Origin of the sequence: Nocardioides pinisoli (assembly GCF_024199985.1) — a bacterium.
Classification (GTDB): domain Bacteria; phylum Actinomycetota; class Actinomycetes; order Propionibacteriales; family Nocardioidaceae; genus Nocardioides; species Nocardioides pinisoli.
The window spans coordinates 126,880-150,437 of sequence record NZ_JANARS010000008.1 but is presented as its reverse complement, the minus strand read 5'-3'; the positions used below and the strand labels follow the sequence as shown (position 1 = coordinate 150,437).

Below are 23,558 nucleotides of genomic sequence, written 5' to 3'. Positions count from 1 at the left end.
CGCGAGGAAGTGCCCGGTCAGCGCCGTGGTGCGCGAGGAAGTGCGCGGTCAGCGCTCGAGGATCGCGACGACGCCCTGGCCGCCGGCGGCGCAGATCGAGATGAGCGCGCGGCCGCCCGTCCCGCTGGACTCGGCCTTCTGGGCGAGCAGCTTCGCGGCGACGGGGAGGATCCGACCGCCGGTCGCGGCGAACGGGTGGGCGGCAGCCAGCGACGAGCCGTTGACGTTGAGCTTGTCGCGGTCGATCGGGCCCAGCGGCGCGTCGAGGCCGAGCCGCTCCTTGCAGAACACCGGGTCCTCCCACGCGGCCAGCGTGGACAGCACCTGTGAGGCGAAGGCCTCGTGGATCTCGTAGTAGTCGAAGTCCTGCAGCGTAAGCCCGTTGCGCTCCAGCATCCGCGGGACGGCGTACGCCGGTGCCATCAGCAGGCCCTCGTGGCCGTTGACGTAGTCGACGGCCGCGGTCTCGGCGTCGACGAGGTGGGCGAGCACCGGCAGTCCCCGCTCCTGCGCCCACTCGTCGCTGGCCAGGAGCACCGTCGAGGCGCCGTCGGACAGCGGCGTGCTGTTGCCGGCCGTCATCGTCGCGGCCGCGCCCCTGCCGAACACGGGCTTGAGGGTGGCGAGCTTCTCCACGCTCGAGTCGGGGCGCATGTTGTTGTCGCGCTCGACGCCCCGGAAGGCGGTGACGAGGTCGTCGTGGAAGCCCTCCTCGTAGGACCGCGCGAGGTTGTGGTGCGAGCGCGCGGCCAGCTCGTCCTGCGCCTCCCGGGTGATCCGCCACTCGAGCGCGGTGAGCGCGGCGTGCTCGCCCATCGAGAGCCGGGTGCGCGGCTCGCCGTTCTGCGGGATGTCGAGGCCGATGTCACCGGGGCGGATGGCCCCCAGGGCCTTGAGCCGGCTGGCGGTGTCCTTGGCGGAGTTGACCTTCATCAGCTTGCGGCGCAGCTTGTCGCTGATCGCCACCGGCGCGTCGGAGGTGGTGTCGGTGCCGCCGGCGACGCCGGCGTCGATGACGCCGAGGGCGATCTTGTTGGCCACCTGGATCGCGGCCTGCAGCCCGGTGCCGCAGGCCTGCTGGATGTCCGTGGCGGGCGTCTCGGGGGCCAGCCGCGAGCCGAGCACGCACTCGCGGGTGAGGTTGAAGTCGCGCGAGTGCTTGAGCACCGCCCCGGCCACGACCTCGCCGAGCCGCTCGCCGCGCAGCTCGAACCGGTCGACGAGGCCGTCGATGGCGGCGGTCAGCATCTCCTGGTTGGAGACGCCGGCGTAGACCGTGTTGGACCGGGCGAACGGGATGCGGTTGCCGCCGACGACGGCGACGGGGCGGGTGGTGGGCTGCATGTTCCTATCCTTGCGGGAGAGTCGCCCGCCGCCAACGGCGGGAGGGGCACGTCACGAAAAGTGGACTCCGAGTTACAGCACGCGTTACACATCGACAGCACCGTCCAGCCCCACCAGTGAAGAGGAAGCACCGCGACCATGAGCGACCGCTACCAGGGCTTCGTGTCCACCCCGATCGGCAAGCTGATCGTCAAGAACCTCGGCCTGCCCAACCCCACCCCGCTCGAGCGCTGGTCGGTGGGATCACCCCTCGTGGACGGGCTCGTCGTGCTGGGCGGCCACGGTCGTCTGACCGAGGCACTGCCGACCACGCTCGACGGTCTCGGCATCGCGTCCGCGACCGACCTGGACGAGGGGGCCCGCGCCAAGGCCCTCGTCTTCGACGCCACCGGCATCACCGACAGCGCCGGTCTCGTCGCCCTGCAGGAGTTCTTCACCCCGCTGATGCGTCGGCTCGAGACCTGCCCCCGCGTGGTCGTGATCGGCACCCCGCCCGAGCAGCGCACCGGCTCCGAGCGGGTCGCTCAGCGCGCCCTCGAGGGTTTCACCCGCTCGCTCGGCAAGGAGATCGGTCGTGGCGGCACCGTCCAGCTGGTGTACGTCGCCCCTGCCGCCGACGGGGCGATCGCCTCCACGCTCGCCTTCCTCCTCTCCCCCAAGTCGGCCTACGTCTCGGGGCAGGTGGTCCGCATCGGCGCCCACGGCGCCGTGACCGCCGACGAGGTCGCCGACCAGGACCGACCGCTGGCGGGGAAGGTCGCCCTCGTGACCGGCGCCAGTCGCGGCATCGGTGAGGAGATCGCCCGCGTCCTCCACCGTGACGGCGCGACCGTCGTCGGGGTCGACGTGCCGCAGGCCGCCAGTGAGCTGCAGACGCTGATGGGCGAGCTCGACGGCGACCACCTCGTGCTCGACATCACCGCCAAGGACGCCCCGCAGCGCATCGCCCACCACCTGCGTGAGCACCACGGCGGCGTCGACGTGGTGGTGCACAACGCCGGCATCACCCGCGACAAGAGGCTGGCCAACATGACCGACGACCGCTGGAGCAGCGTGATCGCCGTCAACCTCACCGCGCCCGAGCGGATCACCCGCGAGCTGCTCGACTCGGGCGTCCTCAACGCCGGCGGACGCGTCGTCGGTGTCGCGTCGACCTCCGGCATCGGCGGCAACATGGGCCAGACCAACTACGCGACGTCGAAGGCCGGGGTCATCGGCCTCGTCGACAGCCTGTGCGACGAGCTCCCCGACGGCACCACCGTCAACGCCGTCGCCCCCGGCTTCATCATCACCAAGATGACCGCCGCCGTGCCGTTCGCCACCCGTGAGGTCGGCCAGCGCCTCAACGCCATGGCGCAGGGCGGCCTGCCCGTCGACGTCGCGGAGGCGGTCGCCTGGTTCGCCAGCCCCGGCTCCGGCGCGGTCAACGGCAACACCGTCCGCGTCTGCGGCCAGATGATGCTGGGCGCCTGATGGCCACGCCCACCCCCACGCCCACCCCCACGCCCACACCGACGACCCTCACCGGCGAGCCGGGGAGGCTGACCACGCTGCTGCGCGCCGCGCTGCCGGCCGTCCCCGGCGTCAACCGGCTGCCGGGCGTGCGCAAGGGCCCGGCCAGCGCGTTCGCCGGGCTGGCCTACGCCCGGGACGCCGTCGTCGTCGAGCGCGACCGCGTGGACGCGTACGCCGCGGTGTGCGGCTTCCCGCGCCGCGACGTCGTACCGGTGAGCTTCCCGCACCTGCTGGCGTTCCCGCTGCACATGGCGATCATGGGCGACCCGGCGTTCCCCTACCCCGCGATCGGCATGGTGCACGTCGAGAACACGATCACCGCCCACCGGGCCATCGGCGTGGGCGAGACGCTCGACGTCACCACGTCGGTCGCGATCCTGCGCCCCCACGCCAGGGGCGTGCTCCTCGACTTCACCACCACGGTGTCCGCCGGGGACGAGACCGCCTGGGAGTCGACGTCGACCTACCTGCGCCGCGGCCGGTCCGTCGACGGCGACCCGGCGCCGGGCCTGGAGGTGCCGGACCCGCCGGCCGGCGGTGTCGAGTGGCGCCTCCCCGGTGACCTCGGGCGGACGTACGCCGCCGTGTCGGGCGACGCCAACCCGATCCACCTCTACCCGCTCACCGCCAGGGCGCTGGGCTTCCCGCGCCAGATCGCGCACGGCATGTGGACGCTGGCCCGGTCGGTCGCCGCCATCGAGAACCGGCTGCCCGACGCCGTCACCGTCGAGGTGGCCTTCAAGAAGCCCGTCCTCCTGCCCGGCACGGTGCGCTACGCGGCGCGGCAGGACGACCCGGGCTGGGCCTTCGCGCTGACCAACCCGAAGGACGGCTCGCCGCACCTGCTGGGCCGGACGAGCGCGGCCTGACGCCCGGGCCCCCTCGCTAGGCGCGGTCGTCGCGGAGCCGGATCAGGCCCTCCTGGGCGACGGTGGCGACCAGCTCGCCTGACTGCGAGAAGACCCGGGCGAGAGCCAGGCCGCGCGCCCCGCCGGCAAACGGCGAGAACTGGTCGTAGAGCCACCACTCGTCGGCACGGAAGGGCCGGTGGAACCAGATCGTGTGGTCGAGCGAGGCCGGCTGCAGGCGCGGCGAGGCGATGTGGATGCCGTGCGGGACGAGGGCGGCGCCGAGCAGCGTGAGGTCACTGGCGTAGGTGAAGGCCGCCTGCTGGACCGTCGGGTCGCCGTCGAGCTCGCCGTCGACCTTGATCCAGAGTCGGGCCCGGGCCGGGTGCTCGGGATCCTCGGGCAGACCCTGGCCGGTGATGCCGACGTGGCGGATGTCGAGCGCGGACCACTCGCGCTCCCAGTGCTCGGCCGCCTCGGGTCCGCGGGAGCGGGCCAGCTCGACGAGCGGCATCCCCTGCTCGGGGCTGGGCACCTCGGGCATCCGGTCCTGGTGCTCGAGGCCCGGCTCGGGGACCTGGAAGTTGGCGGTCATGTAGTAGATCGGCCGGCCGTGCTGGCGCGCGGAGACGCGACGCGTGACGAACGAGCGACCGTCGCGGATGCGCTCGACGTCGTAGACGATCGGCACGGTCGTGTCGCCCGGTCGCAGGAAGTAGGAGTGGAGCGAGTGCAGCACGAAGCGGCTGTCCACGCTGCGGGTGGCGGCGACGACCGCCTGCGCGGCCACCTGGCCGCCGAAGACGCGCTGTCGCTCGGTGCGTGCCTGCGCACCGCGGTAGAGGTCGACCTCGAGGGTCTCGAGGTCGAGGAGCGACACCAGCTCGTCGGCGCTGCCCGCCATCAGCGGCCGTCCCAGCCGCCGGCGTCGTCGCCGTTGTCCTTCGACTGGTCCTTGGACTCGTCGTCGAGGTCGGCCAGGAACGCCTCGAAGGCGCTGCCGATCTCCTCGCCCGTGGGCAGCGGCTCGTCGCCCGACAGGAGCGAGGACCCGTTGGCCTCGGCCTCGCGGAAGGAGTCGTACTGCTGCTCGAGCCCGCGCACGACGTCACCGACCTCGTCGTGGGTGGAGAGGTAGCGGTCGACCTCGGTCTCGGTGATCTCGGCCGCCTCGCGGAGCTCGCCCAGGTCGATGGTCAGGTGACCGCCGATCTCGAGGTGCTCGAGGAGCACCAGCGCGGCCTGGGGGTACTCCATCTGGGCCAGGTAGTGCGGGATGTGCGCCACGAAGCCGAGCGCGTCGATGCCCCACTCCCCCAGCCGGATCTCCAGCAGCGCCTGGGCGCTCGCCGGGACCCGCAGCTCGCCCTGCCACGGGCTCTCCCCGGGGACGAGGTCGGGACGGTTGGCGTGCGGCGTGATCGCGATCGGCCGGGTGTGCGGCACCGCCATCGGCACCGCGCCCATGCTGACGACGCGGCTCACGCTGAAGCGCTCGACGACCTCGCGGACGGCACGGGCGAAGGCCTCCCACCGGATGTCGGGCTCGGGGCCGGCGAGGAGCAGGAACGGCGTACCGCCGGTGTCGCGCAGCGCGCGGACGACCAGCCGCGGCGCCTCGTAGTCGGTGTAGTGGTCGCGGATGAAGGTGACCGGTGGACGGCGCGCGCGGTAGTCGTGGAGCGCGTCGACGTCGAAGGTGGCCACCACCTTGCCGTCCGAGAGGTCGGCCAGGTGCCGCGCGGCCAGCTCGGCGGACTTGCCCGCGTCGAGGAATCCGGTCAGGACGACGACGAGGGTGAGGTCACCGGCATCGGCGAGCACCTCGGCGTCGTCGACGATGTGCACGAGTCGGTCGGCCATGGGGAGAGCCTAGTGAGTCGCCGTCCGTGACCTGTCACACACCCGCCCTGGTGGGCAGGCGTTGTTACTCAGGGGTAACGTGAGTGCTCCCCGTCCCCCTCAGCACCTGGGAGTAGCCAGTGTCCCGACCACAGCGTGAGGTCGTCTTCGTCGACGGCGTGCGCACCCCGTTCGGCAAGGCCAAGGGCCAGTACGCCGAGACGCGGGCCGACGACCTCGTCATCAAGAGCATCCGCGAGCTGCTCCGCCGCAACCCGTCCCTGCCGCCCGAGCGGGTCGACGAGGTGGCGATCGCCGCCACCACCCAGATCGGCGACCAGGGCCTGACCATCGGCCGCACCGCCGCGCTGCTCGCCGGCCTGCCGCAGAGCGTCCCCGGCTATTCGATCGACCGCATGTGCGCCGGCGCGATGACGGCCGTGACCAACACCGCCTCGGGCATCGCCTTCGGCGCCTACGACGTCGCCATCGCCGGCGGTGTCGAGCACATGGGCCGCCACCCCATGGGCGAGGGCGTCGACCCCAACCCGCGCATCCTGTCCGAGCGGATCGTCAACCCCGACGCGCTCGTGATGGGCAAGACCGCGGAGAACCTCCACGACCGCTACCCGTCGATCACCAAGCAGCGCGTGGACGAGTACGCCGTCCGCAGCCAGCACAAGACCAAGGCCGCCTACGACGCCGGGAAGATCCAGCCCGACCTGGTCCCCGTCGCGACGCGCTCCGCCGAGGCCGGCTGGGGCCTGGCCACCATCGACGAGCCGATGCGCCCGGAGACGACCCTGGAGTCGCTCGCGAGCCTCAAGACGCCGTTCCGCTCGCACGGCAACGTCACCGCGGGCAACGCCGCGGGCATCAACGACGGCGCCACCGCGGCCCTGCTGGCCGACGAGGAGACCGCGCGCGAGCTCGGGCTGCCCGTCAAGATGCGCCTGGTCACCTACGCCTTCGTCGGCGTCGAGCCCGAGGTGATGGGCGCCGGCCCGATCCCCGCCACCGAGAAGGCCCTCCGGCTCGCCGGCCTCACCATCGACGACATCGACGCCTTCGAGGTCAACGAGGCGTTCGCCGTGCAGGTGCTCGCCTTCCTCGAGCACTACGGCATCGCCGACGACGACCCGCGGGTGAACCCCTACGGCGGTGCGATCGCGATGGGGCACCCGCTGGCCTCGTCCGGCGTACGCCTGATGAACCAGCTCGCGCGCCAGTTCGAGGAGCGGCCCGAGGTCCGCTACGGCCTCACCACCATGTGCATCGGCATCGGCATGGGCGGCACCGTGATCTGGGAGAACCCGCACTGGAACGGCTCGACCGAGGACGAGGGAGACGACAAGTGAGCACCACCGACATGTCAGCACTGGTCGAGCGCGCGCAGGCGATCGTCTCCGACGCCGAGCGCGTGACGCGGGCGCACCTGCGCACGGTCACGCTGCCCGGCGCGACGATCGGGCTGATCACCCTCGACAACGGCGAGGACCACACCAAGCCCAACACGTTCGGCCCGGCCTCGCTGCTCGAGCTCAACACCGCGATCGACGCGGCGCTGGCCGACGACGCGATCGACGCGATCGCGGTGACGGGCAAGCCGTTCATCCTCGCCGCCGGCGCCGACCTCACCTCGATCCAGGGCGGCGGCCCCGACGCTGTGCGCACCGTCGCCGAGCTCGGGCACGCGGTCTTCCGCAAGCTCTCGGACGGCGGCAAGACGTCGTTCGGCCTCGTCAACGGCCTCGCCCTCGGCGGTGGCCTCGAGGTGGCGCTGCACTGCACCTACCGCACCGTGATGGACTCCGCGCCGGCCCTCGGCCTGCCCGAGGTCATGCTGGGCCTCGTGCCCGGCTGGGGCGGCGCGTGGCTCGTGCCCAACCTCGTCGGTGCCGACAAGGCCGTGACGTTGATCGTGGAGAACCCGCTCAACCAGGGCAAGACGCTCACCGGGCAGGCGGCCTACGACTTCGGTCTGGCCGACGCGGTCTTCAACGGTGCCGACTTCCTCGAGCAGTCGCTGCTCTGGGCGGCCTCGGTGGTGCGCGGCGAGACCGTCGTCGAGCGTGGCGAGGTCGACCGGGGCGAGGCCTGGGACGCAGCGATCGAGCGCGCCCGCGGCATCGTCGCCGCCAAGACCGGTGGCGGCTCCCCCGCGGCGGCGAAGGCCGTCGAGCTCATCGCCGCAGCGCGCGACACCGACCGCGACACCGGCTTCGCAGCGGAGGACGACGCCCTCGAGGCGATGTCGCAGACCGCCGAGCTGCTGGCGTCGCTCTACTCCTTCGACCTCGTGCAGAAGCGCGCCAAGCGCCCCGCCGGAGCGCCCGACAAGTCGCTGGCCCGCCCGGTGACCAAGGTGGGCATCGTGGGCGCCGGGCTCATGGCCAGCCAGCTCGCGCTGCTGTTCGTACGACGCCTCGAGGTGCCGGTGGTGCTGACCGACCTCGACCAGGAGCGTGCCGACAAGGGCGTGGCCTACGTGCACGCCGAGATCGACAAGCTGCTCGCCAAGGGCCGGATCAACCAGGACAAGGCCAACCGCCACAAGGCGCTGGTGTCCGGCGCGACCGACAAGCTGGTCGCCTTCGGTGACGCCGACTTCGTGATCGAGGCCGTCTTCGAGGAGATGTCGGTCAAGAAGTCGGTCTTCGCCGACGTCGAGAAGGTCGTCAGCAGCGAGTGCGTGCTGGCCACCAACACCTCGTCGCTGTCGATCACCGAGATGGCGGCCAACCTCGAGCACCCCGAGCGGGTCGTCGGCTTCCACTTCTTCAACCCCGTCGCCGTCATGCCGCTGCTGGAGATCGTGAAGGGCGACGCCACCGACGACGCCACGCTCGCCACGGCGTTCGCGACGGGCAAGGCGCTGAAGAAGACGACGATCCTGGTCAAGGACAGCCCGTCCTTCATCGTCAACCGGCTGCTCGGCCGTTTCATGAGCGAGGTCGGGCGCATCGTCGACGAGGGCACCTCTGTCGGCGTCGCCGACGGCGCCTTCGCCGGCATCGCGCCGATGCCTCCGTTCGTGCTGCTGTCGCTCGTCGGTCCCGCGATCGCGCTGCACAACAACGAGACGCTGAAGGGCGCGTTCCCCGACCGCTTCTACGTCTCCCCCGCCCTCGAGCGGATCGTCGCGGCCGGGAAGGGCGCCTACTACGGCCCCGACGGCCGCCTCGACCCCGAGGTCGAGGCACTGCTCGAGCAGCCCGAGCACCCGGTCGTGCTCACCGCCGAGGAGGTGCGCGAGCGCACGCTGTCCGGCCTGGCCGAGGAGGCCCGCCTGATGCTCGACGAGGGCGTCGTCGCCGCGCCGCAGGACATCGACCTCGCGATGATCACGGGCGCCGGCTTCTCGTTCTGGAACGGCGGGCTGACCTTCCTGCTCGACGTCGCCGGCATCTCGGAGAAGGCGACCGGCAGGCGCTTCCACTGATGGCCTGACGTCACCGCTCCATCCGCACGTCCCCCGGGCGGTGCGTGAGGAGGGTTCCCGGCCCACGGGACCCGCCTCGCGCACCGCCCGTCGGCGTGTCGGCGTACGACTCGCGTGCGGGCGGTGCCTCAGGGGGCCCCGGGACCCGCGCGATCCGCCTCAGACACCGCTCGACCCGTGGGGGTCGACAGGGTCGATCTCTGCCATGCTGGTCCCTCCGCCGTCGTCGCCAGGGAGGCACCGTGAGCCAGGTCGTCGAACACTCCGAGGCCCACCGTGGCGCGTTCAGCTCGCGCAAGGTCTTCATCCTCGCCGCGATCGGCTCAGCGGTCGGTCTCGGTAACATCTGGCGCTTCCCCTACGTGGCGTACGAGAACGGCGGCGGGGCCTTCGTCATCCCCTACCTCGTCGCGCTGCTGACGGCCGGCCTGCCGTTCCTCCTCCTCGACTACGGCCTCGGCCACCGCTACCGCGGCTCCGCACCGCTCTCCTTCCGTCGCACCCACCGCTCGGCCGAGGGCCTGGGGTGGTGGCAGGTCGGGATCTGCTTCGTGATCGCGGTCTACTACGCCGCGGTCATCGCGTGGGCGGGCCGCTACGCGCTGTTCTCCCTCGACAAGTCGTGGGGCGACGACCCGGAGGGCTTCCTCTTCGGCTCCTACCTGCAGGCCGGCGACCCCGGCATCAGCCTCGACTTCGTCAGCGGTGTCACGATCCCGCTGGTCCTGGTCTGGGTCGCGGTGCTCGCCATCATGGCGCTCGGCGTCCAGAAGGGCATCGGCGCCGCCTCGGTGGTCTTCATCCCGGTGCTGTTCGTCGCGTTCATCGCGCTGGTCGTCGTGGCGCTCACCCTCGACGGGGCGTCGACGGGGCTCGACGCGCTGTTCACGCCTGACTGGGGCGCCCTGGGCGAGACCAGCGTCTGGATCGCCGCCTACGGCCAGATCTTCTTCTCGCTGTCCGTGGGCTTCGGCATCATGATCACCTACGCGTCCTACGTCGGCCGGCGCAGCGACATGACCGGCTCGGGCCTCGTGGTCGGGTTCGCCAACTCGGGCTTCGAGCTGCTCGCCGGGATCGGCGTCTTCGCCGCGCTCGGGTTCATGGCGACCGCGGCCGGGGTGGGCGTCGACGAGGTGGCCACCGACGGTCTCGGCCTGGCGTTCATCGCCTTCCCGGCGATCATCAACGAGGCGCCCGCCGGCGCCCTCATCGGCGTGCTGTTCTTCGGCTCGCTCGTGGTCGCGGGGGTCACCTCGCTCGTGAGCGTGATCGAGGTCGTCATCTCCGCGGTGCGCGACAAGTTCGAGATGTCGCGGGTCGGGGCCTCGATGGCGGTCGGCGTCCCCGCCGCGGTCATCAGCATCACGCTGCTGGGCACCACCACCGGGGTCTACGTCCTCGACATCATCGACCACTTCATCAACCGCTTCGGCATCCTCCTGGTCGCCGTGGTCAGCATGCTCGCGCTGTCCTGGGTCTTCCGGAGGACGGGGCTGCTGCGCGAGCACCTCAACCGCGACGGCTCGGTCCGGGTCGGCCGCTGGTGGGAGTGGCTGATCGGCGTCTTCGCCCCCGCCGCCCTGACGTTCATCCTGGCCAACGAGTTCATCGACAACCTGCGGGAGCCCTACGAGGGCTACCCGACCTGGATGCTCGCCACGCTGGGCTGGGGTCTCGCGGCGGCCGTGCTCCTGCTCGGCTTCGTGGCGGCCCGGCTCCCGTGGCGGGACACGACGTTCCTCGGTGATCCCGAGATCCAGGCCCGTGAGGAAGAGAGGACCAACTGATGTCCACCTCGGCCATCGTCATGATGCTGATCGCGATGCTCGTCCTCTGGGGCGGCCTGGCGGTGTCGATCTGGAACATCAGCCGCTACCAGGGCGAGGAGCCAGAGGCCGTCCAGCGCGACCTCTGACGCGACCTCTGGGCGCAACCGAACCTTTTGCCTCGGTCGAGTCGTCATGACGGGTGACTGACCCCGACGACTCCCCCAGGAGCACTGATGCCACGACGCGATCCGGCGGACTTCGCCGAGTTCGTCGCCGCCCGGTCCGCCGCGCTGCACCGCGCGGCGTACCTCATGGTCGGCGAGCGCCAGCTGGCCCAGGACCTCCTGCAGGAGGCCCTCACCAAGACGTACGTCGCGTGGCCCGGGCTGCGTGACCCGTCCAGGGCGGAGGCCTACACCCGCAAGGTCATCACCACGACGGCGATCAGCTGGTATCGCCGCCGGTCGTGGCAGGAACGGCCGAGCGACACGATCCCGGAGGCGAGCCACGACGGGCACGGCGAGGACGCGGTCCGCCGCGAGTGGGTCTGGACCGCCCTCCAGACCCTGCCGCCCCGCCAGCGTGCCGCGATCGTGCTGCGCTACTACGAGGACCTCACCGAGGCCCAGACCGCCGCGGCGCTCGGCTGTGCCGTCGGCACCGTGAAGAGCCAGGTGCACGCAGGTCTGGCCTCCCTCCGCAAGACCCTCGACTCCCACGGCGGTGAGCACCTCGAGCTGCTCCCGCGCGACCTGACGGTGGTGACCCGATGACCGGACTCCTCAAGGACGTCATGCATGAGCGTGCCGACTCCCTCGAGCCGCCCGACCTCGACGTGGCGGCGATGGTCCACGACGCCGAGCGACGGCTCGGGAGCCGACGCCGCGGCGTCGTGGGTGGCCTCGTCGCCGCGTCGGTCGCCGTCGCCGCGGTCGTCGCCGTCCCCCTGCTGCGGCCGGCCGACGACGTGGACCGAGACGTCGCCGGGGCCGTGCACTCCTACGACGTCGCCTACGCCGTGGGCAGCACCATCCGCGACGGTCCTCGCACCGTCGAGACCGGGGTGCGGATCAGCGCCCTCGTGCAGGGGATCAGTGGCTACGTCGTGGCCGACCGCCAGGCCCGCGTCTACACCGTGGTGGACGGCGAGTCGACCCAGGTCGGTCGCCTCGCCGACACCGACCTGGGGCGGCTCGTGTCCGACGACGACGTCGTCGCCTGGGTGGACGCCGCCGACGAGGGCACGCTGAGCGTCCTCGACCTCGCCACGGGGGAACGCGCCGACGTCCCCGTGACCGAGCTCCCTGGTGAGCCCGTCTCCAGGGACCCCTCACGGGTCGGCGGCGGCGGCGCCGACATCGCGGCCGTGGACGGACGCACCGTCTACGTCACCGACGCCCGGGGAGTGATGGCGTGGAACGTCCTCGACGACGGGGAGCCCGTGCTCCTGCCCGCTCCGGACGGTGCCGAGGTCGAGGTGCTGGACGTCCGGGACGGCCAGATCCTCCAGGTGGCGCGCTCCTTCGAGCCCCAGGAGACCGACGGGGCGACGACCATGGTCCAGGTGGCGGAGCTCCGCACGGGACCGGACCTTCAGGACACGCGGAGCCTGCCGGGCTCGAGCGGGACGCTCTCCCCCGACGGGCGGCGCGCGGTCGTCGTCGACCGCGAGTCGCCGCGGCGCGGCTCACCCAGCTACTACACGACCGCGGTCGGAGAGGTGTCGGGAGACACCTGGACGCCCGTCGCGCCACGGGGCTACGACAGCGTCATCGGCTACCAGTGGCTGGACGCCGACACGTTCCTCGCGGACGGCTTGAGGCTCACCGCCGGCTTCGCACGGGAGGACCTCCTGTCGTGCGAGGCGACCACCGCCGAGTGCACGGTCGTCGTGGCCGACGGCCCGGACGGCCGCGTGGCCGCGACGGGGGCGGGGTTCCGCTAGCAGCGGGCGCCGCTCAGGCGGTGTGGTCGACCTCGACCACCGAGAGCCCGCGGTCGAGCGCGGTGACGTCCTCGACGATCGAGCGTGCGAGCGTCTGCGCGTCGAGACCGATCCGGGCGAGGATGGCGTCGCGCTTGGCGTGGTCGAGGAACTCCTGCGGGATGCCGTGGAGCCGGAACGGCGTGGGCACGCCGGCGTCGTTGAGGGCCTGCAGGAGGGTGGCGCCGCAGCCGCCGACGCGGCCGTTGTCCTCGACGCTGACGACCAGGCGGTGCTCGCGGGCGAGCTCGATGATCGCGGGGTCGACCGGCTTGACCCAGCGCGGGTCGACGACGGTGACGCCGATGCCCTGGTCGGCCAGCCGCGAGGCGACCTCGACGGCGGTCGTCGCCATCGAGCCGACCGCCACGATCAGCACGTCACGCTCACCCGCGCGGACGAGCACGTCGGCGCCGCCGGCACGGTCGATCGCCGGCACGTCCTCGGGCGGCGGCCCCTTGGGGAACCGCACGACCGTCGGCGCGTCGTCGACCTCGACCGCCTCGTCGAGGAGCTCGTGCAGCCGCGTGACGTCGCGCGGTGCCGCCAGGCGCAGGCCGGGCACGACCTGAAGGATTGACATGTCCCACATGCCGTTGTGGCTCGCGCCGTCGTCGCCGGTGACGCCCGAGCGGTCGAGGACGAACGTCACGCCGCACTTGTGCAGCGCCACGTCCATCAGGACCTGGTCGAAGGCGCGGTTGAGGAAGGTCGCGTAGACGGCGAAGACGGGGTGCAGCCCGCCCATCGCCAGGCCGGCCGCGGAGGTCACGGCGTGCTGCTCGGCGATGCCGACGTCGAAGGTGCGCTCGGGGTAGGTCGAGGCGAACACGTCGAGGCCGACAGGGTGCATCATCGCCGCGGTGAGGGCGACGACGTCCTTGCGGCGGCCGCCGAGGTCGACGATCGCCTCGGAGAAGTGGTCGGTCCAGATCTTGCCCTTGGGCTTCTCCGCCCCGGTCTGGACGTCGAACGGGCCGGGGGCGTGGAACTGGTCGGCCTCGTGGCGCAGGGCCGGGTCGTAGCCCTGGCCCTTGCGGGTCAGGGCGTGGACGATGACCGGTCCGTTGAAGCGCTTCGCGTTGGTCAGCGCCTGCTCCATCGCCGCGCGGTCGTGGCCGTCCACCGGGCCGACGTACTTGAGGCCGAGGTCCTCGAAGAGTCCCTGCGGGGCGAGCGCGTCCTTCATGCCCTTCTTGACCGCGTGGAGCGCGTCGTAGGCCGCGTGCCCGACGCCGGGCACGGCGTTGAGCCGCTTCTTCACCAGGTCGAGCACCTGCTCGTAGCGCGGGTTGGTGCGCAGCGAGGTGAGCGCGGTGGCGAGGCCGCCGATGGTCGGGGTGTAGGACCGCTCGTTGTCGTTGACGACGATGACCAGGCGGCTCTTCTTCGCGATCGCGATGTTGTTGAGGGCCTCCCACGCCATGCCGCCGGTGAGGGCGCCGTCGCCGATCACCGCGACCACGTGCCGGTCCTCGCCCCGGATGGCGTAGGCCTTGGCGAGCCCGTCGGCGTAGGACAGGGCCGTGGAGGCGTGCGAGTTCTCCACGATGTCGTGCTCGGACTCGGCCTGGCTGGGGTAGCCGCTGATGCCGCCCTCCTTGCGGAGGGTCGCGAAGTCCGCGTGACGCCCGGTGACGAGCTTGTGGACGTAGGACTGGTGCCCGGTGTCGAAGACGACCCGGTCGCGCGGAGAGTCGAAGACGCGGTGGATGGCCAGCGTCAGCTCGACGACGCCGAGGTTGGGCCCGAGGTGCCCCGAGTTGGTCGCGACGGTGCGGATCATCACGTCGCGGATCTCGGCGGCGAGCTCGTCGAGCTGTTCCGAGGTGAGCCCACGGAGGTCGCGCGGCGAGGCGATCGAGTCGAGGAGAGCCATGGGGCAGGAGTCTATTTCATGGGCGGTCGAGGACCGCCACCGACGGCTCGTGGAGGCTGCCCATCCAGACCCGGCCCTCGTGCTCCCGGACGCCGGTGACCATGTGGTAGCCCGGTCCCCGCTCCGGCGCCGGGACGTCGAGGTCGTGCACCAGGCGGCCCTCGTCGTCGTAGGCCTGCACACGGATCGTCTGCGCCGGCTTGGGCTGCAGCGCCTCCGGGATGCGGGTGACCGCCCGGCGCAGCACCATCGGCGCGGAGCCGAGTCGCTCGACCAGGCCGTCGACCGGGCTCGCCACGGCCACCCAGATGAGCCCGTCGCTGCCGCGGCTGATGTTGTCGGGGTAGCCCGGGAGGTCGGTGACGAGGTGGTCGCGCTCCCCCGCCCGCGGGCCGGTGAGCCAGAGGCGTACGACGGTGCGGCCGCGGCACTCGGCCACCGCGACGTAGGACTCGTCGGCGGCGAGGGCGACCCCGTTGGCGAAGCGCAGGCCCTCGAGGACGACGGCCACGGTGCCGTCGGGGTCGCGGCGGACCAGCCGGCCGGAGTGGGTGTCCTGGACGAAGTCGTCCTTCCAGCGCTCGATGCCGTGGTGCAGCGAGGAGTCGCTGAACCAGATCGTCCCGTCGGAGGCGACGGCAGCGTTGTTGCAGAACTGCATCGGCCGGCCCCCGACCCCGTCGACCAGCACCGTGACGGCACCGGTCGCGGGTGTGACCCGGAGCACGCCACGCCGGGCGTCGCACACGACGAGGTCGCCGTCGGGGAGCAGCTCGAGGCCCAGCGGGCGGCCGCCGGTGTCGGCGACCCGGCGGGTGCTCCCCGTGGCCGGGTCGAGCGACCAGATGGCGCCGTCGTCGGTGCCGGTGAAGACGGTGCCGTCGGGCGCGACGACGACGTCCTCGGCGCCCATCGACGGGACGGGGTGGACGGTCAGGGTGCGGTGGCTCATCGCGCCATGCTGGCGTAGACGTCGCTGTCGAGGAAGGCCGGCACGATGTCGGTCGCCGCCGCGGTGAGGTCGAGCCGACGCGCCACCGCGGGGTCGACGAAGACGATCTGGCGCCCTTCGCGGCAGTCGATGTCGGCGTCGGTGAGGTCGGTGGCGGCGACGAAGACCTGCATCACGTCCCACGTGCCATAGGCCTCCCGGTGGTCCACCACGAACTCGCGGTAGAGCCGCAGCCCACCCTCCGGCAGGCGCAGGCCGGTCTCCTCCTCGAGCTCGCGGTGGGCCGCCGGCTCGAAGTCCTCTCCGGGGTCGACGTGGCCGCCGGCCAGCCCCCACTTCTCCGGGTCGATGCGCGGGTGCTCGTCACGCTCCTGCAGCAGGATCCACCCCCGCCGGTCGACCAGGATCACCCCGGCGAAGCGCCGCGGGTCGGGGCCGGGGTCGAAGGGGTGGGCGTCGATCCACTCGCGCAGGTGGGGCTCGATCGTGCGGGTGGACGGGATGACGTCGAGCTCGGCCCGCCGTTCCGGGCCGACGAAGACCATCTGCCGGCCCTCGTGGCACGCGACGCCGTCGTCGTCCAGCGTCGTACGGGCCGCGAAGACGGCGTAGCGGAAGGTGCCGTGGTGGCTGGAGATCGTGAACCGGCCGAGGTCGTCCAGGTCGCCCGGGTCCACCGAGACGCCCGTCTCCTCCTCGAGCTCCCGGACCGCCGCGTCGACCGGCAGCTCGTCTCCCTCGAGGCCGCCACCGGGGAGGCACCACAGGTCCGGCCAGGCCGGTGCGTGCTCGTCGCGCTCCTGCATCAGCACCCGTCCCCGCGGGTCGACGAGCGCCACCTGCACGAAGTCCACGCCCGCCGGGGTCGCGCGCCACTCGCGCACCGCGTCGAGGGTCAGCTCGGTGGCCCGGTGCAGCGGGCGGCCGTCGACGTCGTCGAGGGCGACGAAGACCATGCGGCGGCCCTCGCCGCACACGACGTCGGCGTCGGTGGCCGAGGTCCGGACGGCGAACAGCTCGAACTCGTCCTCCCCGCCGCAGCCCTCGCTGCGGAAGCGCCGCACCCCGAGCGACTCGAGGTCGTCAGCGGCGACGACGAGCCCCGTCTCCTCGGCCAGCTCACGCACGGCTGCGTCGACGAAGCCCTCGCCGGGCTCGAGGTCGCCACCCGGGTAGCCCCAGCGGCCGGGCTCGTGGAGCGCGTCGTCGTCGCGCTCCTGCATCAGCAGCCGCCCGCGGGGATCCAGGACGGCGACGGCGGCGAACGAGTGCATCCCGCGACCCTAGCCAGCGCTCACATCCGCACCCGGTAGCGACGCCCGCGCAGGGCGTCCTCGACGAGGCCCACCTCGCGACGTACGCCGAGGAGGCGGGCGTCCTCGAGCTGGAAGGTCTGCACCGCCGCCAGCACGACCGCCTCGTCGGCCACGTCCTTGAGGTCGCCGCGGATCTCGCTCAGGCCGCGGCGCGTGGCCAGCTGCTGGGCCTCGACGTGGAGCACGGCGAAGCGGGCCAGGACCACGACGTGGCGGCGCAGGCCCGAGAACCGGCGGTAGTCGGGCGGACAGAGGTCGAGCAGCCAGTTGGCCGCCGTGACCTCCCAGTCGGGTGCGTCCGGAGGTCGCACCTGGCGCGGCCACCCCGGCGGCGCGACCCCACGGTGCCCCTGGGGCGGGGTCGGCCGCTGTCGGGGCTGGGGCGCTGGGAACACGCCCTCAGTCTATCGAACACGTGTTCGATGATGTCAGGGTCGGGGCGCGGCACCTTCGAGCGCGGCGAGGTCGGGGTCGCGGAGCCCGACCAGGTCGAGGCGCCACCAGACGTCGGGATAGACCAGGTGTCCGGTCATCCACGGCTCGTGGCCGCGCAGCAGGAGCACCTGGCAGGCGGGCTCCGGGATGCGGAGCGAGGGGCGCTCGAGCCCGTGGTCCGACGCGGCGCTCCAGCCGTGGCGGCCGTAGTAGCCGGGGTCGCCCTCGAGGAACACCAGGGGCGCACCCAGCCTCTCGGCCACGCCGGGGACCTCGGCGAGCAGACGGGCGCCGATCCCCTGTCGCTGATGGTCGGGGGCCACCGCGAGAGGGCTCAGCACCAGGACGTCGACGAGCCGCTCCCGGGCGTCCAGCCACGCACGGGAGAGGGCGACGCAGCCGACGACCTCGCCGTCGAGCTCGGCGACCAGCTCGACGGCCATGTCGTCGGCGCCCCGCAGGCGCGCCATGACGTCGTTGATCGCCACGCCGTGCCCGCCGAAGGCGGCCTCCACGACCGCCTCCAGGGCCGGGGTGTCGACGTCGCCCGCCTCGCGCACCTCGACCGCCACGCGGTCAGCCCTCCAGGAACGACCAGCGCACCTGGCGCTCGTCGTTGTCGACGTTGAGGTCGACCAGGCAGATGCTCTGCCAGGTGCCGAGCAGGAGGCGGCCACCCAGGACCGGGACCGTGCAGTGGGGCGGGACCAGCGCGGGCATCACGTGCGAGCGGCCGTGGCCCGGCGAGCCGTGGCGGTGGCGCCAGCGGTCGTCGAGGGGCAGCAGGTCGCGCAGCGCCGCCAGCAGGTCGTCGTCCGACCCGGCCCCGGTCTCGATCACCGCGATGCCGGCCGTCGCGTGGGGCACGAAGACCTGCAGCAGCCCGTCACCGCGGTCGGCGACGAACTCGACGGCGTCCTGCGTCAGGTCGAGGACGACCTCCTCGCTCCCGGTGCGATACGTGCGCGTCTCACTGTGCATCGCGCAATGCCTCCTCGATGCGCTCGACCTTCGCGGTCAGCTGGCCGTCGTAGCCGGGGCGGATGTCGGCCTTGAGCACCAGCCCGACGCGCGGGGACGCCTCGGCGACGACGTCGACGGCACGCTTCACGACGGCCATCACCTCGTCCCACTCCCCCTCGATGTTGGTGAACATCGCGTTGGTCTCGTGCGGGAGCCCGGACTCGCGGACCACGCGGACGGCGGCCGCGACGGCGTCGGTGACCGACCCGCTCGGGTCGCTGGACATCGGTGACAGGGAGAAGGCGACGATCATGTCGCCACGCTAGGGCACGGGGCCGCCGCGTCGCTCCGGCCACCCCAGCGGGTGGAACGACCCATCCGCGCTCGTGCCTACGTTCGAAGCACCAGCGAACGGCCCTCCCGTCGAGGGCCCCAACGAAGGGACCACCACGTGCCTGACGTCACCGCAAGCTCCGGCCTGCTGAGCTCCACCAAGGTCCACGTCGAGGACTCGGGCGGCTCCGGCCGACCCGTCGTCCTCATCCACGGCTGGCCGCTCTCGGCCGAGTCCTGGAGCGAGCAGGTGGGCCCCCTGAGCGCCGCCGGCTACCGGGTCGTGGCCTACGACCGCCGTGGCTTCGGACGCAGCGACAAGCCGTCCAAGGGCTACGACTACGACACGCTGGCCGACGACCTCGACGGGGTGCTGTCCGAGCTCGACCTGACGGACGTCACCCTGGTCGGCTTCTCGATGGGCGGCGGCGAGGTGGCCCGCTACATCGCCCGCCACGGCCAGGACCGCCTGCACTCCGTGGTGTTCGCGGCCGCCGTGCCGCCCTACCTGCTGAAGGGGGACGACAACCCGGACGGCCCGCTGACCGAGGAGGCGGCCGCCGAGATGACGAAGGGGCTGGAGGAGGACCGCACGACGTTCTTCGACGGCTTCACCCGTGACTTCTTCTCCGCCGGCGGCGAGCTCAAGGTCACCGAGGAGCAGCGCCAGGACGCGATCGCGCTGTGCCACCAGAGCGACCAGAAGGCGGCGCTGGGCTGCATGGAAGCCTTCGGCACGACCGACTTCCGCGACGACCTCACCCAGGTCACGGTGCCCACGCTCGTCATCCACGGCGACAGCGACGCCACGGTCCCGTTCGAGGGCTCTGGCCGGCGCACGCACGAGGCGGTCGCAGGCTCGGGGCTCGTCGTCGTCCAGGACGCCCCCCACGGCTTCAACGTCAGCCACGCCGCCGAGTTCAACAGCGCACTGCTGGACTTCCTGGCCCGCTGATGCGGACGTTCGCCCCGTATCTGCATGCGATCAGGCATGCTGCCTCACATGGTTGCAGCGCTGGCTCATCGGAACGGACAGATGAGCGAGCACTTCGTGGACGCCGACCTGGACAGCCTGATGGCCGAGCTGGATACGTCGAGCGATACGGAACACCCTGATGTGTCGGTCACCACGAGTCCGGCTGGGCGCTGAGCGCCTTCCCCAGCGGTCTCGTTGTCTGGGAGAACGTCGACGGCGATGGCCCGGCCGCGCACCGGCGATCGGTGGACCGCACAGAGGTGCGACGGTTGTTCGGCCTCCTTGCCCACGATGACGTCGATGCAGTGGCGTCCATGGACTGGGAGCCGGGTCATGGCGGGTGAAGTCCTTGTCGAGCGACACACTCACCTCGCCCTGGTCGGACGCAAGGGTCGGGGTAGGTCTGGACGGTCAGTCGGCGGCAGGTCGCGGCGCGCGCACCTGCCTCCATCCAGCAGGAGCAGACGTGAGCCGCGAGTCATGGGCGACTGATGAGGACTGCTCTACACCGCCGTCATGCGCTGAACGAGATCTCCGTCGAAGACGTAGACGTGCGTGGCGTCGGTCCGGGACAGGACCGTGCCGGCAGGATCACGCACTGTGAGGCGAACCTTGGCCTCCACCGTTCCGTCGGGGCGTTGGCCGATGCTCCTCACCGTGGTCATCGGGCGGATCTGAGCCCACTGCCGCTCCCAGTAGTCGCGAACGCTGTCGCGCCCGATCAACTGACCGCCTTCCCAACCGTTGGGCCATTCGACGTCCGACGTCATCGCACCGATGACAGCGTTGAGGTCCCGCTCGTTGAACGCCTGATACAGCTCCCGGACGCGTTCGGTGCGTTCCGTCGTCATGGTGCTGCCTCCTGGCCAGGTCGTGTCGCGCGGATCTACGCGAAGGGCTCGTAGCAGTCGAAGGTCTCGATCTCGGAAATCCGCCCACCCGTGGTGCGGATGAACTGAACGATGTGCGCGCGCAGTTGCTGCCCCGCCGCGAACGGGCCGACGGCCTCGTTCAACTCTCCGGTCCACGTCAAGCGCAACACCACCTCATCGCCAGCCTCGACCGTCTGATGAACGTCGAACTCCTGCCGCTCCAACAAGCGAGCCCCAGCCGTCGAGCCAGCCAGCATCTCCGTCAGGTGCCTGCGCCCACCGCGGGGCTGGAGCGCATTCGGGTGCTCGATGGTGACCGCGTCGTCGGTGAAGAGATGTCGGATGTCTTCACCATGCTGACCGGCCATCAGTGCCGCATGGAGCGCGGCCGCGAGCTCGTGTGGCGTCACGCTTGACGAGTCTAGCCTCGACGCGGGTCGACACCGCAGTGAGCGAGGCCGACCACCCGGACATCAACAGATCCGACAACTGGCGTCGCCGCCGAGAGGGACACACCGAGTCATGCATCGGCGCCCCGGCCCGGCAGCTCGCCCTGGGGGTCCGGCGTGCCGCCCGCGCAGCTGACGCCGAACTCCGGAGCGGTCTGCCCGTCGCCGTACTCCTCGAGGAAGAGCCCGAGCCGGCGGTCGTCCGCCCCGTCGAGCTGCAGCTGCGCGCCCCACACCGTCACGACGACGGGCGAGGGCAGTCCGTCCCGCGGCGACATGATGCCGTTGTCGGGCAGCTGGTCGGCGAGCCGCTGCCGGTCGGCGTCGGACAGGTCGGGGTCGTGGGTGATCCAGACGGTGCCGTGCTCGAGGTCGTGCACCGCGTTCTCTTCGCGCACCGGCTCGTCGTAGACACCGCACGCGAGCCAGATCGGCGCATGGGCACCACCGACGGGCGGGTCCTGCGGGTAGGTCACGTCCTCGGTGGTGTGCGCGCGGTCGGTGATCTCCCAGGTCTGCACCAGGGTGAGGTCGAGGGCCCGCTGGTCCTGCTCGTCGCCACGGATCGCCCGGTCCACCAGCGGCGCGACGAGGGCGGCCCCGAGCACCAGGGCCGACGCGACACCGGCGAGCACCAGCGGCAGTCGACGAGGCCCCGCCCCGCCCCTGGGCTCCCCCGGACGCTCCGGCGCGGTCGAGGTCAGGCCGTCGGGCAGCCCGTCGCGGTCGGTCACCGCGTCAGGCTACCGGCGCCTTCCTCGGCGGGGAGCGCCTGCCTCAACCTCGCCAGGCCGTCGCGGGCCTGCGACTTCACGGTGCCGGGTGCGATCCCGAGCGCCGCGGCGATCTCGGCCTCGGACAGCCCTTCGTAGTAGCGAAGCACGAGAACAGCACGCTGGCGCGGCGCGAGGCCGACCAGCGCGGAACGTACGGCGAGCAGCTCGTCGTGGTCGACGTCGTGGGCGAGCTGCTCGGGCAGGACGTCGGTGCTCTCCTCGCGCCAGCGGCGACGACGCCAGCGCGAGACGTTCTCGTTGACCATCACGCGCCGGACGTAGGGCTCGGGGTTGTCCTGGATGTGCCTCCATCGCGGCACGACCTTGACCAGGGTCGTCTGGACGAGGTCCTCAGCGTCCTGGGCGTGCCCGGTGAGGAGGTACGCCGTCCGCAGCAGTGCGGCCTGCCGGGCGAGGACGAACTCAGCGAAGCCGTCAGGCGTGGTCACGGCGCCTCCTGAGCCCTACGGCGACGCGCCACCCCGCGAACGCGGCGAGAAGGAGGCCGAGGCCGACCAGCCGGGGGTCCGGGGCGAACGCGGCGCCCGGTGCGGGGACGACGTCCGCCGTCCACGCCTCGGCTGCGACCTGCGGGAAGTTGCCTGAGAACTCCAGCAGCGCCTCGCGCTCACCGGTGGCCACGTCGAGCGCTCAGACCTGGTTCACCCGACGCGGGCGGCCGTCGCCCACGTCGTCGAGACCCCCGACGAGCACCTCGTCCGGCGAGCGCCACCCGACGATGGACTGCGCCGACTCGTGGCCGACGCGGCGCAGGGCGACGTCACCGCTTCCGAGGTCGCCGACCACGACCGCCTTGGGCGACTCGTCGTAGGTGCTTGCGTCGGGCGCCAGCAGGGCCGCCACGAGGGAGCCGTCGGTGCTCACGGTCGCGTCCGTCGTCCCGGCCGCCGAGGGCGCGTCAGCCGGCAGCGCGAGCCGTACGGTCGCCGGGTCCTCCCCACCGGTCACGAGGGTCAGGCGCTGCGAGCCGCGCGGCTCGACGAAGCCGCCGGGTGCGTCGCCGACGCCGTTGGCGCTGACGCGGCGCGCGGCCGGGCTGGTGGCGTCCTCACGCTCGTCAGTGCCCAGGTCCCACGTGTGGGTCCGGGCCCGTGCGGTGAGCGCACCGTCCTCCCTTTCCTGCGCGGGGCCGGCCGACCACCACAGCACGTCCCCCGCCCAGGCCAGGCCGCCGATCCACAACCCGTGGTCGGACTCGATGGTCCAGACGTCGCGCTCGCCGGTCTCGAGGTCGAGCACGGCGACCCCGTCGGCGAGCATCGCGCTCTCCCCCGCCTGCCCGAGCGCCTCGACGCCGGCGCGCGTCGCGATCCAGTACGCCACGCGCGAGCCGTCGTGCGACAGGGCGACCTGGCCGAGCTCGAGCGCGTCGGGCAGATCGAGGAAGCGCGACTCCCCCGTGGTCGCGGAGACGCCCCACCAGGCGTTGCGGTCCGACCACAGGCCGGACCTCGTGCCCAGACCGACCGCGGACAGCCGGCCCGGGGCCGCCGGGAAGGCCGGCTCCCATCCGCCAGGCTGGCGGATCACGTCGGGAAGCACCATCCGCTCGCTGGTGCCCGCGGGTTCCACCCGCTGCGCGCGTTCGACGAGCAGCGTCGTCGTCGTCGCGCCCAGCAGACCGACCGCCACGACGGCCGCGAGGGCGGCACCGAGGCGGGCCCGCTGCCGACGCCGACCGTGCGTCCAGACGGCGTCCGGGTCGATCGCGCCGCCGGGAGCGTGCGCGGCAAGGCGCTCGAGCCGGTCGACGACGTCGGCGGATGGTGCGGGCATGCGGTGCTCCTCGGGTGCGGGACAGCCTCACACGTCCACACGACACGAGGGCGGGATCCGGTG

General features: G+C 72.2%; 25 protein-coding genes. 9 read left to right on the top strand and 16 right to left on the bottom strand.

The window, feature by feature from the left end; genetic code table 11:
• Positions 1-48: 48 nt before the first annotated feature.
• The gene (locus NCI01_RS17835) at positions 49-1,344 is read right to left on the bottom strand and encodes an acetyl-CoA C-acetyltransferase (RefSeq protein ID WP_254182837.1); all 1,296 of its coding nucleotides are present in this window, start codon (positions 1,342-1,344) and stop codon (positions 49-51) included.
• Positions 1,345-1,482: 138 nt separating this feature from the next.
• On the opposite strand from NCI01_RS17835, the gene NCI01_RS17830 reads away from it, so the two are divergent.
• The gene (locus NCI01_RS17830; RefSeq protein WP_254182836.1) at positions 1,483-2,817 is read left to right on the top strand and encodes a 3-oxoacyl-ACP reductase; all 1,335 of its coding nucleotides are present in this window, start codon (positions 1,483-1,485) and stop codon (positions 2,815-2,817) included.
• The gene (locus NCI01_RS17825) at positions 2,817-3,728 is read left to right on the top strand and encodes a MaoC/PaaZ C-terminal domain-containing protein (RefSeq protein ID WP_254182835.1); all 912 of its coding nucleotides are present in this window, start codon (positions 2,817-2,819) and stop codon (positions 3,726-3,728) included. The genes NCI01_RS17830 and NCI01_RS17825 overlap by 1 nt, the downstream gene beginning before the upstream one ends.
• A gap of 16 nt (positions 3,729-3,744) precedes the next feature.
• Here the strand turns inward: NCI01_RS17825 and NCI01_RS17820 are convergent, their stop codons facing one another.
• Both NCI01_RS17820 and NCI01_RS17815 read right to left on the bottom strand, forming a co-directional pair.
• On the bottom strand, positions 3,745-4,611 hold the full coding sequence (locus NCI01_RS17820; RefSeq protein WP_254182834.1) for an acyl-CoA thioesterase: 867 nt from the start codon (positions 4,609-4,611) through the stop codon (positions 3,745-3,747).
• On the bottom strand, positions 4,611-5,570 hold the full coding sequence (locus NCI01_RS17815; protein WP_254182833.1) for a proteasome assembly chaperone family protein: 960 nt from the start codon (positions 5,568-5,570) through the stop codon (positions 4,611-4,613). Before NCI01_RS17815 ends, NCI01_RS17820 begins: the two co-directional genes overlap by 1 nt.
• Before the next feature lie 119 nt (positions 5,571-5,689).
• On the opposite strand from NCI01_RS17815, the gene NCI01_RS17810 reads away from it, so the two are divergent.
• The 6 genes from NCI01_RS17810 to NCI01_RS17785 all read left to right on the top strand — a co-directional run bounded on the left by NCI01_RS17810 (position 5,690) and on the right by NCI01_RS17785 (position 12,708).
• A complete protein-coding gene (locus NCI01_RS17810; protein WP_254182832.1) occupies positions 5,690-6,907 on the top strand; it encodes a thiolase family protein in 1,218 nt (405 codons plus the stop codon).
• Positions 6,904-8,991 carry a 3-hydroxyacyl-CoA dehydrogenase NAD-binding domain-containing protein gene (locus tag NCI01_RS17805; protein WP_308213233.1) on the top strand — a complete coding sequence of 696 codons (2,088 nt, stop codon included), beginning with the start codon at positions 6,904-6,906 and terminating at the stop codon, positions 8,989-8,991. Before NCI01_RS17810 ends, NCI01_RS17805 begins: the two co-directional genes overlap by 4 nt.
• 242 nt (positions 8,992-9,233) lie before the next feature.
• Positions 9,234-10,781 carry a sodium-dependent transporter gene (locus NCI01_RS17800; RefSeq protein ID WP_254182831.1) on the top strand — a complete coding sequence of 516 codons (1,548 nt, stop codon included), beginning with the start codon at positions 9,234-9,236 and terminating at the stop codon, positions 10,779-10,781.
• On the top strand, positions 10,781-10,909 hold the full coding sequence (locus NCI01_RS17795) for a methionine/alanine import family NSS transporter small subunit (protein WP_254182830.1): 129 nt from the start codon (positions 10,781-10,783) through the stop codon (positions 10,907-10,909). The genes NCI01_RS17800 and NCI01_RS17795 overlap by 1 nt, the downstream gene beginning before the upstream one ends.
• Before the next feature lie 87 nt (positions 10,910-10,996).
• Positions 10,997-11,536 (top strand): SigE family RNA polymerase sigma factor, encoded by a 540-nt coding sequence (locus tag NCI01_RS17790; protein WP_254182829.1) that lies wholly within the window; start codon positions 10,997-10,999, stop codon positions 11,534-11,536.
• Positions 11,533-12,708: a hypothetical protein gene (locus NCI01_RS17785; RefSeq protein WP_254182828.1), complete on the top strand. Its 1,176-nt coding sequence runs from the start codon at positions 11,533-11,535 to the stop codon at positions 12,706-12,708. Before NCI01_RS17790 ends, NCI01_RS17785 begins: the two co-directional genes overlap by 4 nt.
• A 13-nt stretch (positions 12,709-12,721) precedes the next feature.
• Here NCI01_RS17785 and dxs read toward each other — a convergent pair whose 3' ends face one another.
• The 7 genes from dxs to NCI01_RS17750 are packed head-to-tail and all read right to left on the bottom strand — an operon-like array spanning position 12,722 to position 18,605.
• Positions 12,722-14,626 carry a 1-deoxy-D-xylulose-5-phosphate synthase gene (dxs, locus tag NCI01_RS17780; RefSeq protein ID WP_254182827.1) on the bottom strand — a complete coding sequence of 635 codons (1,905 nt, stop codon included), beginning with the start codon at positions 14,624-14,626 and terminating at the stop codon, positions 12,722-12,724.
• Between the two features lie 16 nt (positions 14,627-14,642).
• Entirely contained in the window at positions 14,643-15,578 is a 936-nt protein-coding gene (locus NCI01_RS17775) for an SMP-30/gluconolactonase/LRE family protein (RefSeq protein ID WP_254182826.1), read from the bottom strand.
• Positions 15,575-16,852 carry an NUDIX domain-containing protein gene (locus tag NCI01_RS17770; RefSeq protein WP_254182825.1) on the bottom strand — a complete coding sequence of 426 codons (1,278 nt, stop codon included), beginning with the start codon at positions 16,850-16,852 and terminating at the stop codon, positions 15,575-15,577. Before NCI01_RS17770 ends, NCI01_RS17775 begins: the two co-directional genes overlap by 4 nt.
• Positions 16,853-16,872: 20 nt before the next feature.
• Positions 16,873-17,289 carry a hypothetical protein gene (locus NCI01_RS17765; RefSeq protein ID WP_254182824.1) on the bottom strand — a complete coding sequence of 139 codons (417 nt, stop codon included), beginning with the start codon at positions 17,287-17,289 and terminating at the stop codon, positions 16,873-16,875.
• Between the two features lie 33 nt (positions 17,290-17,322).
• The gene (locus NCI01_RS17760) at positions 17,323-17,901 is read right to left on the bottom strand and encodes a GNAT family N-acetyltransferase (RefSeq protein ID WP_254182823.1); all 579 of its coding nucleotides are present in this window, start codon (positions 17,899-17,901) and stop codon (positions 17,323-17,325) included.
• Positions 17,902-17,905: 4 nt separating this feature from the next.
• Positions 17,906-18,310: a YjbQ family protein gene (locus NCI01_RS17755; RefSeq protein WP_254182822.1), complete on the bottom strand. Its 405-nt coding sequence runs from the start codon at positions 18,308-18,310 to the stop codon at positions 17,906-17,908.
• The gene (locus NCI01_RS17750; RefSeq protein WP_254182821.1) at positions 18,300-18,605 is read right to left on the bottom strand and encodes an MTH1187 family thiamine-binding protein; all 306 of its coding nucleotides are present in this window, start codon (positions 18,603-18,605) and stop codon (positions 18,300-18,302) included. The genes NCI01_RS17755 and NCI01_RS17750 overlap by 11 nt, the downstream gene beginning before the upstream one ends.
• Positions 18,606-18,743: 138 nt before the next feature.
• Between NCI01_RS17750 and NCI01_RS17745 the strand changes: the two genes are divergently transcribed.
• Entirely contained in the window at positions 18,744-19,580 is an 837-nt protein-coding gene (locus NCI01_RS17745; protein WP_254182820.1) for an alpha/beta fold hydrolase, read from the top strand.
• Positions 19,581-20,104: 524 nt separating this feature from the next.
• Here NCI01_RS17745 and NCI01_RS17740 read toward each other — a convergent pair.
• The 6 genes from NCI01_RS17740 to NCI01_RS17715 form a co-directional block, all read right to left on the bottom strand.
• Entirely contained in the window at positions 20,105-20,452 is a 348-nt protein-coding gene (locus NCI01_RS17740) for a nuclear transport factor 2 family protein (RefSeq protein ID WP_254182819.1), read from the bottom strand.
• A 35-nt stretch (positions 20,453-20,487) separates the two neighbouring features.
• A complete protein-coding gene (locus NCI01_RS17735; RefSeq protein WP_254182818.1) occupies positions 20,488-20,883 on the bottom strand; it encodes a nuclear transport factor 2 family protein in 396 nt (131 codons plus the stop codon).
• 110 nt (positions 20,884-20,993) lie between these two features.
• A complete protein-coding gene (locus NCI01_RS17730; protein WP_254182817.1) occupies positions 20,994-21,656 on the bottom strand; it encodes a thioredoxin-like domain-containing protein in 663 nt (220 codons plus the stop codon).
• Complete coding sequence (locus NCI01_RS17725) at positions 21,653-22,147, bottom strand: SigE family RNA polymerase sigma factor (RefSeq protein ID WP_254182816.1); 495 nt, start codon at positions 22,145-22,147, stop codon at positions 21,653-21,655. Before NCI01_RS17725 ends, NCI01_RS17730 begins: the two co-directional genes overlap by 4 nt.
• The gene (locus tag NCI01_RS17720) at positions 22,134-22,340 is read right to left on the bottom strand and encodes a hypothetical protein (RefSeq protein ID WP_254182815.1); all 207 of its coding nucleotides are present in this window, start codon (positions 22,338-22,340) and stop codon (positions 22,134-22,136) included. Before NCI01_RS17720 ends, NCI01_RS17725 begins: the two co-directional genes overlap by 14 nt.
• Before the next feature lie 9 nt (positions 22,341-22,349).
• Positions 22,350-23,495 (bottom strand): hypothetical protein, encoded by a 1,146-nt coding sequence (locus NCI01_RS17715; protein ID WP_254182814.1) that lies wholly within the window; start codon positions 23,493-23,495, stop codon positions 22,350-22,352.
• Between the last annotated feature and the right edge of the window lie 63 nt (positions 23,496-23,558).

Bases quoted from the DNA above. Each gene is read 5' to 3' on its own strand.
- NCI01_RS17835 (WP_254182837.1), bottom strand. From the start codon at position 1,344: ATGCAGCCCACCACCCGCCCCGTCGCCGTCGTCGGCGGCAACCGCATC.
- NCI01_RS17830 (WP_254182836.1), top strand. From the start codon at position 1,483: ATGAGCGACCGCTACCAGGGCTTCGTGTCCACCCCGATCGGCAAGCTG.
- NCI01_RS17825 (WP_254182835.1), top strand. From the start codon at position 2,817: ATGGCCACGCCCACCCCCACGCCCACCCCCACGCCCACACCGACGACC.
- NCI01_RS17820 (WP_254182834.1), bottom strand. From the start codon at position 4,611: ATGGCGGGCAGCGCCGACGAGCTGGTGTCGCTCCTCGACCTCGAGACC.
- NCI01_RS17815 (WP_254182833.1), bottom strand. From the start codon at position 5,570: ATGGCCGACCGACTCGTGCACATCGTCGACGACGCCGAGGTGCTCGCC.
- NCI01_RS17795 (WP_254182830.1), top strand. From the start codon at position 10,781: ATGTCCACCTCGGCCATCGTCATGATGCTGATCGCGATGCTCGTCCTC.
- NCI01_RS17790 (WP_254182829.1), top strand. From the start codon at position 10,997: ATGCCACGACGCGATCCGGCGGACTTCGCCGAGTTCGTCGCCGCCCGG.
- NCI01_RS17785 (WP_254182828.1), top strand. From the start codon at position 11,533: ATGACCGGACTCCTCAAGGACGTCATGCATGAGCGTGCCGACTCCCTC.
- dxs (WP_254182827.1), bottom strand. From the start codon at position 14,626: ATGGCTCTCCTCGACTCGATCGCCTCGCCGCGCGACCTCCGTGGGCTC.
- NCI01_RS17775 (WP_254182826.1), bottom strand. From the start codon at position 15,578: ATGAGCCACCGCACCCTGACCGTCCACCCCGTCCCGTCGATGGGCGCC.
- NCI01_RS17770 (WP_254182825.1), bottom strand. From the start codon at position 16,852: ATGCACTCGTTCGCCGCCGTCGCCGTCCTGGATCCCCGCGGGCGGCTG.
- NCI01_RS17755 (WP_254182822.1), bottom strand. From the start codon at position 18,310: ATGCACAGTGAGACGCGCACGTATCGCACCGGGAGCGAGGAGGTCGTC.
- NCI01_RS17750 (WP_254182821.1), bottom strand. From the start codon at position 18,605: ATGATCGTCGCCTTCTCCCTGTCACCGATGTCCAGCGACCCGAGCGGG.
- NCI01_RS17740 (WP_254182819.1), bottom strand. From the start codon at position 20,452: ATGACGACGGAACGCACCGAACGCGTCCGGGAGCTGTATCAGGCGTTC.
- NCI01_RS17715 (WP_254182814.1), bottom strand. From the start codon at position 23,495: ATGCCCGCACCATCCGCCGACGTCGTCGACCGGCTCGAGCGCCTTGCC.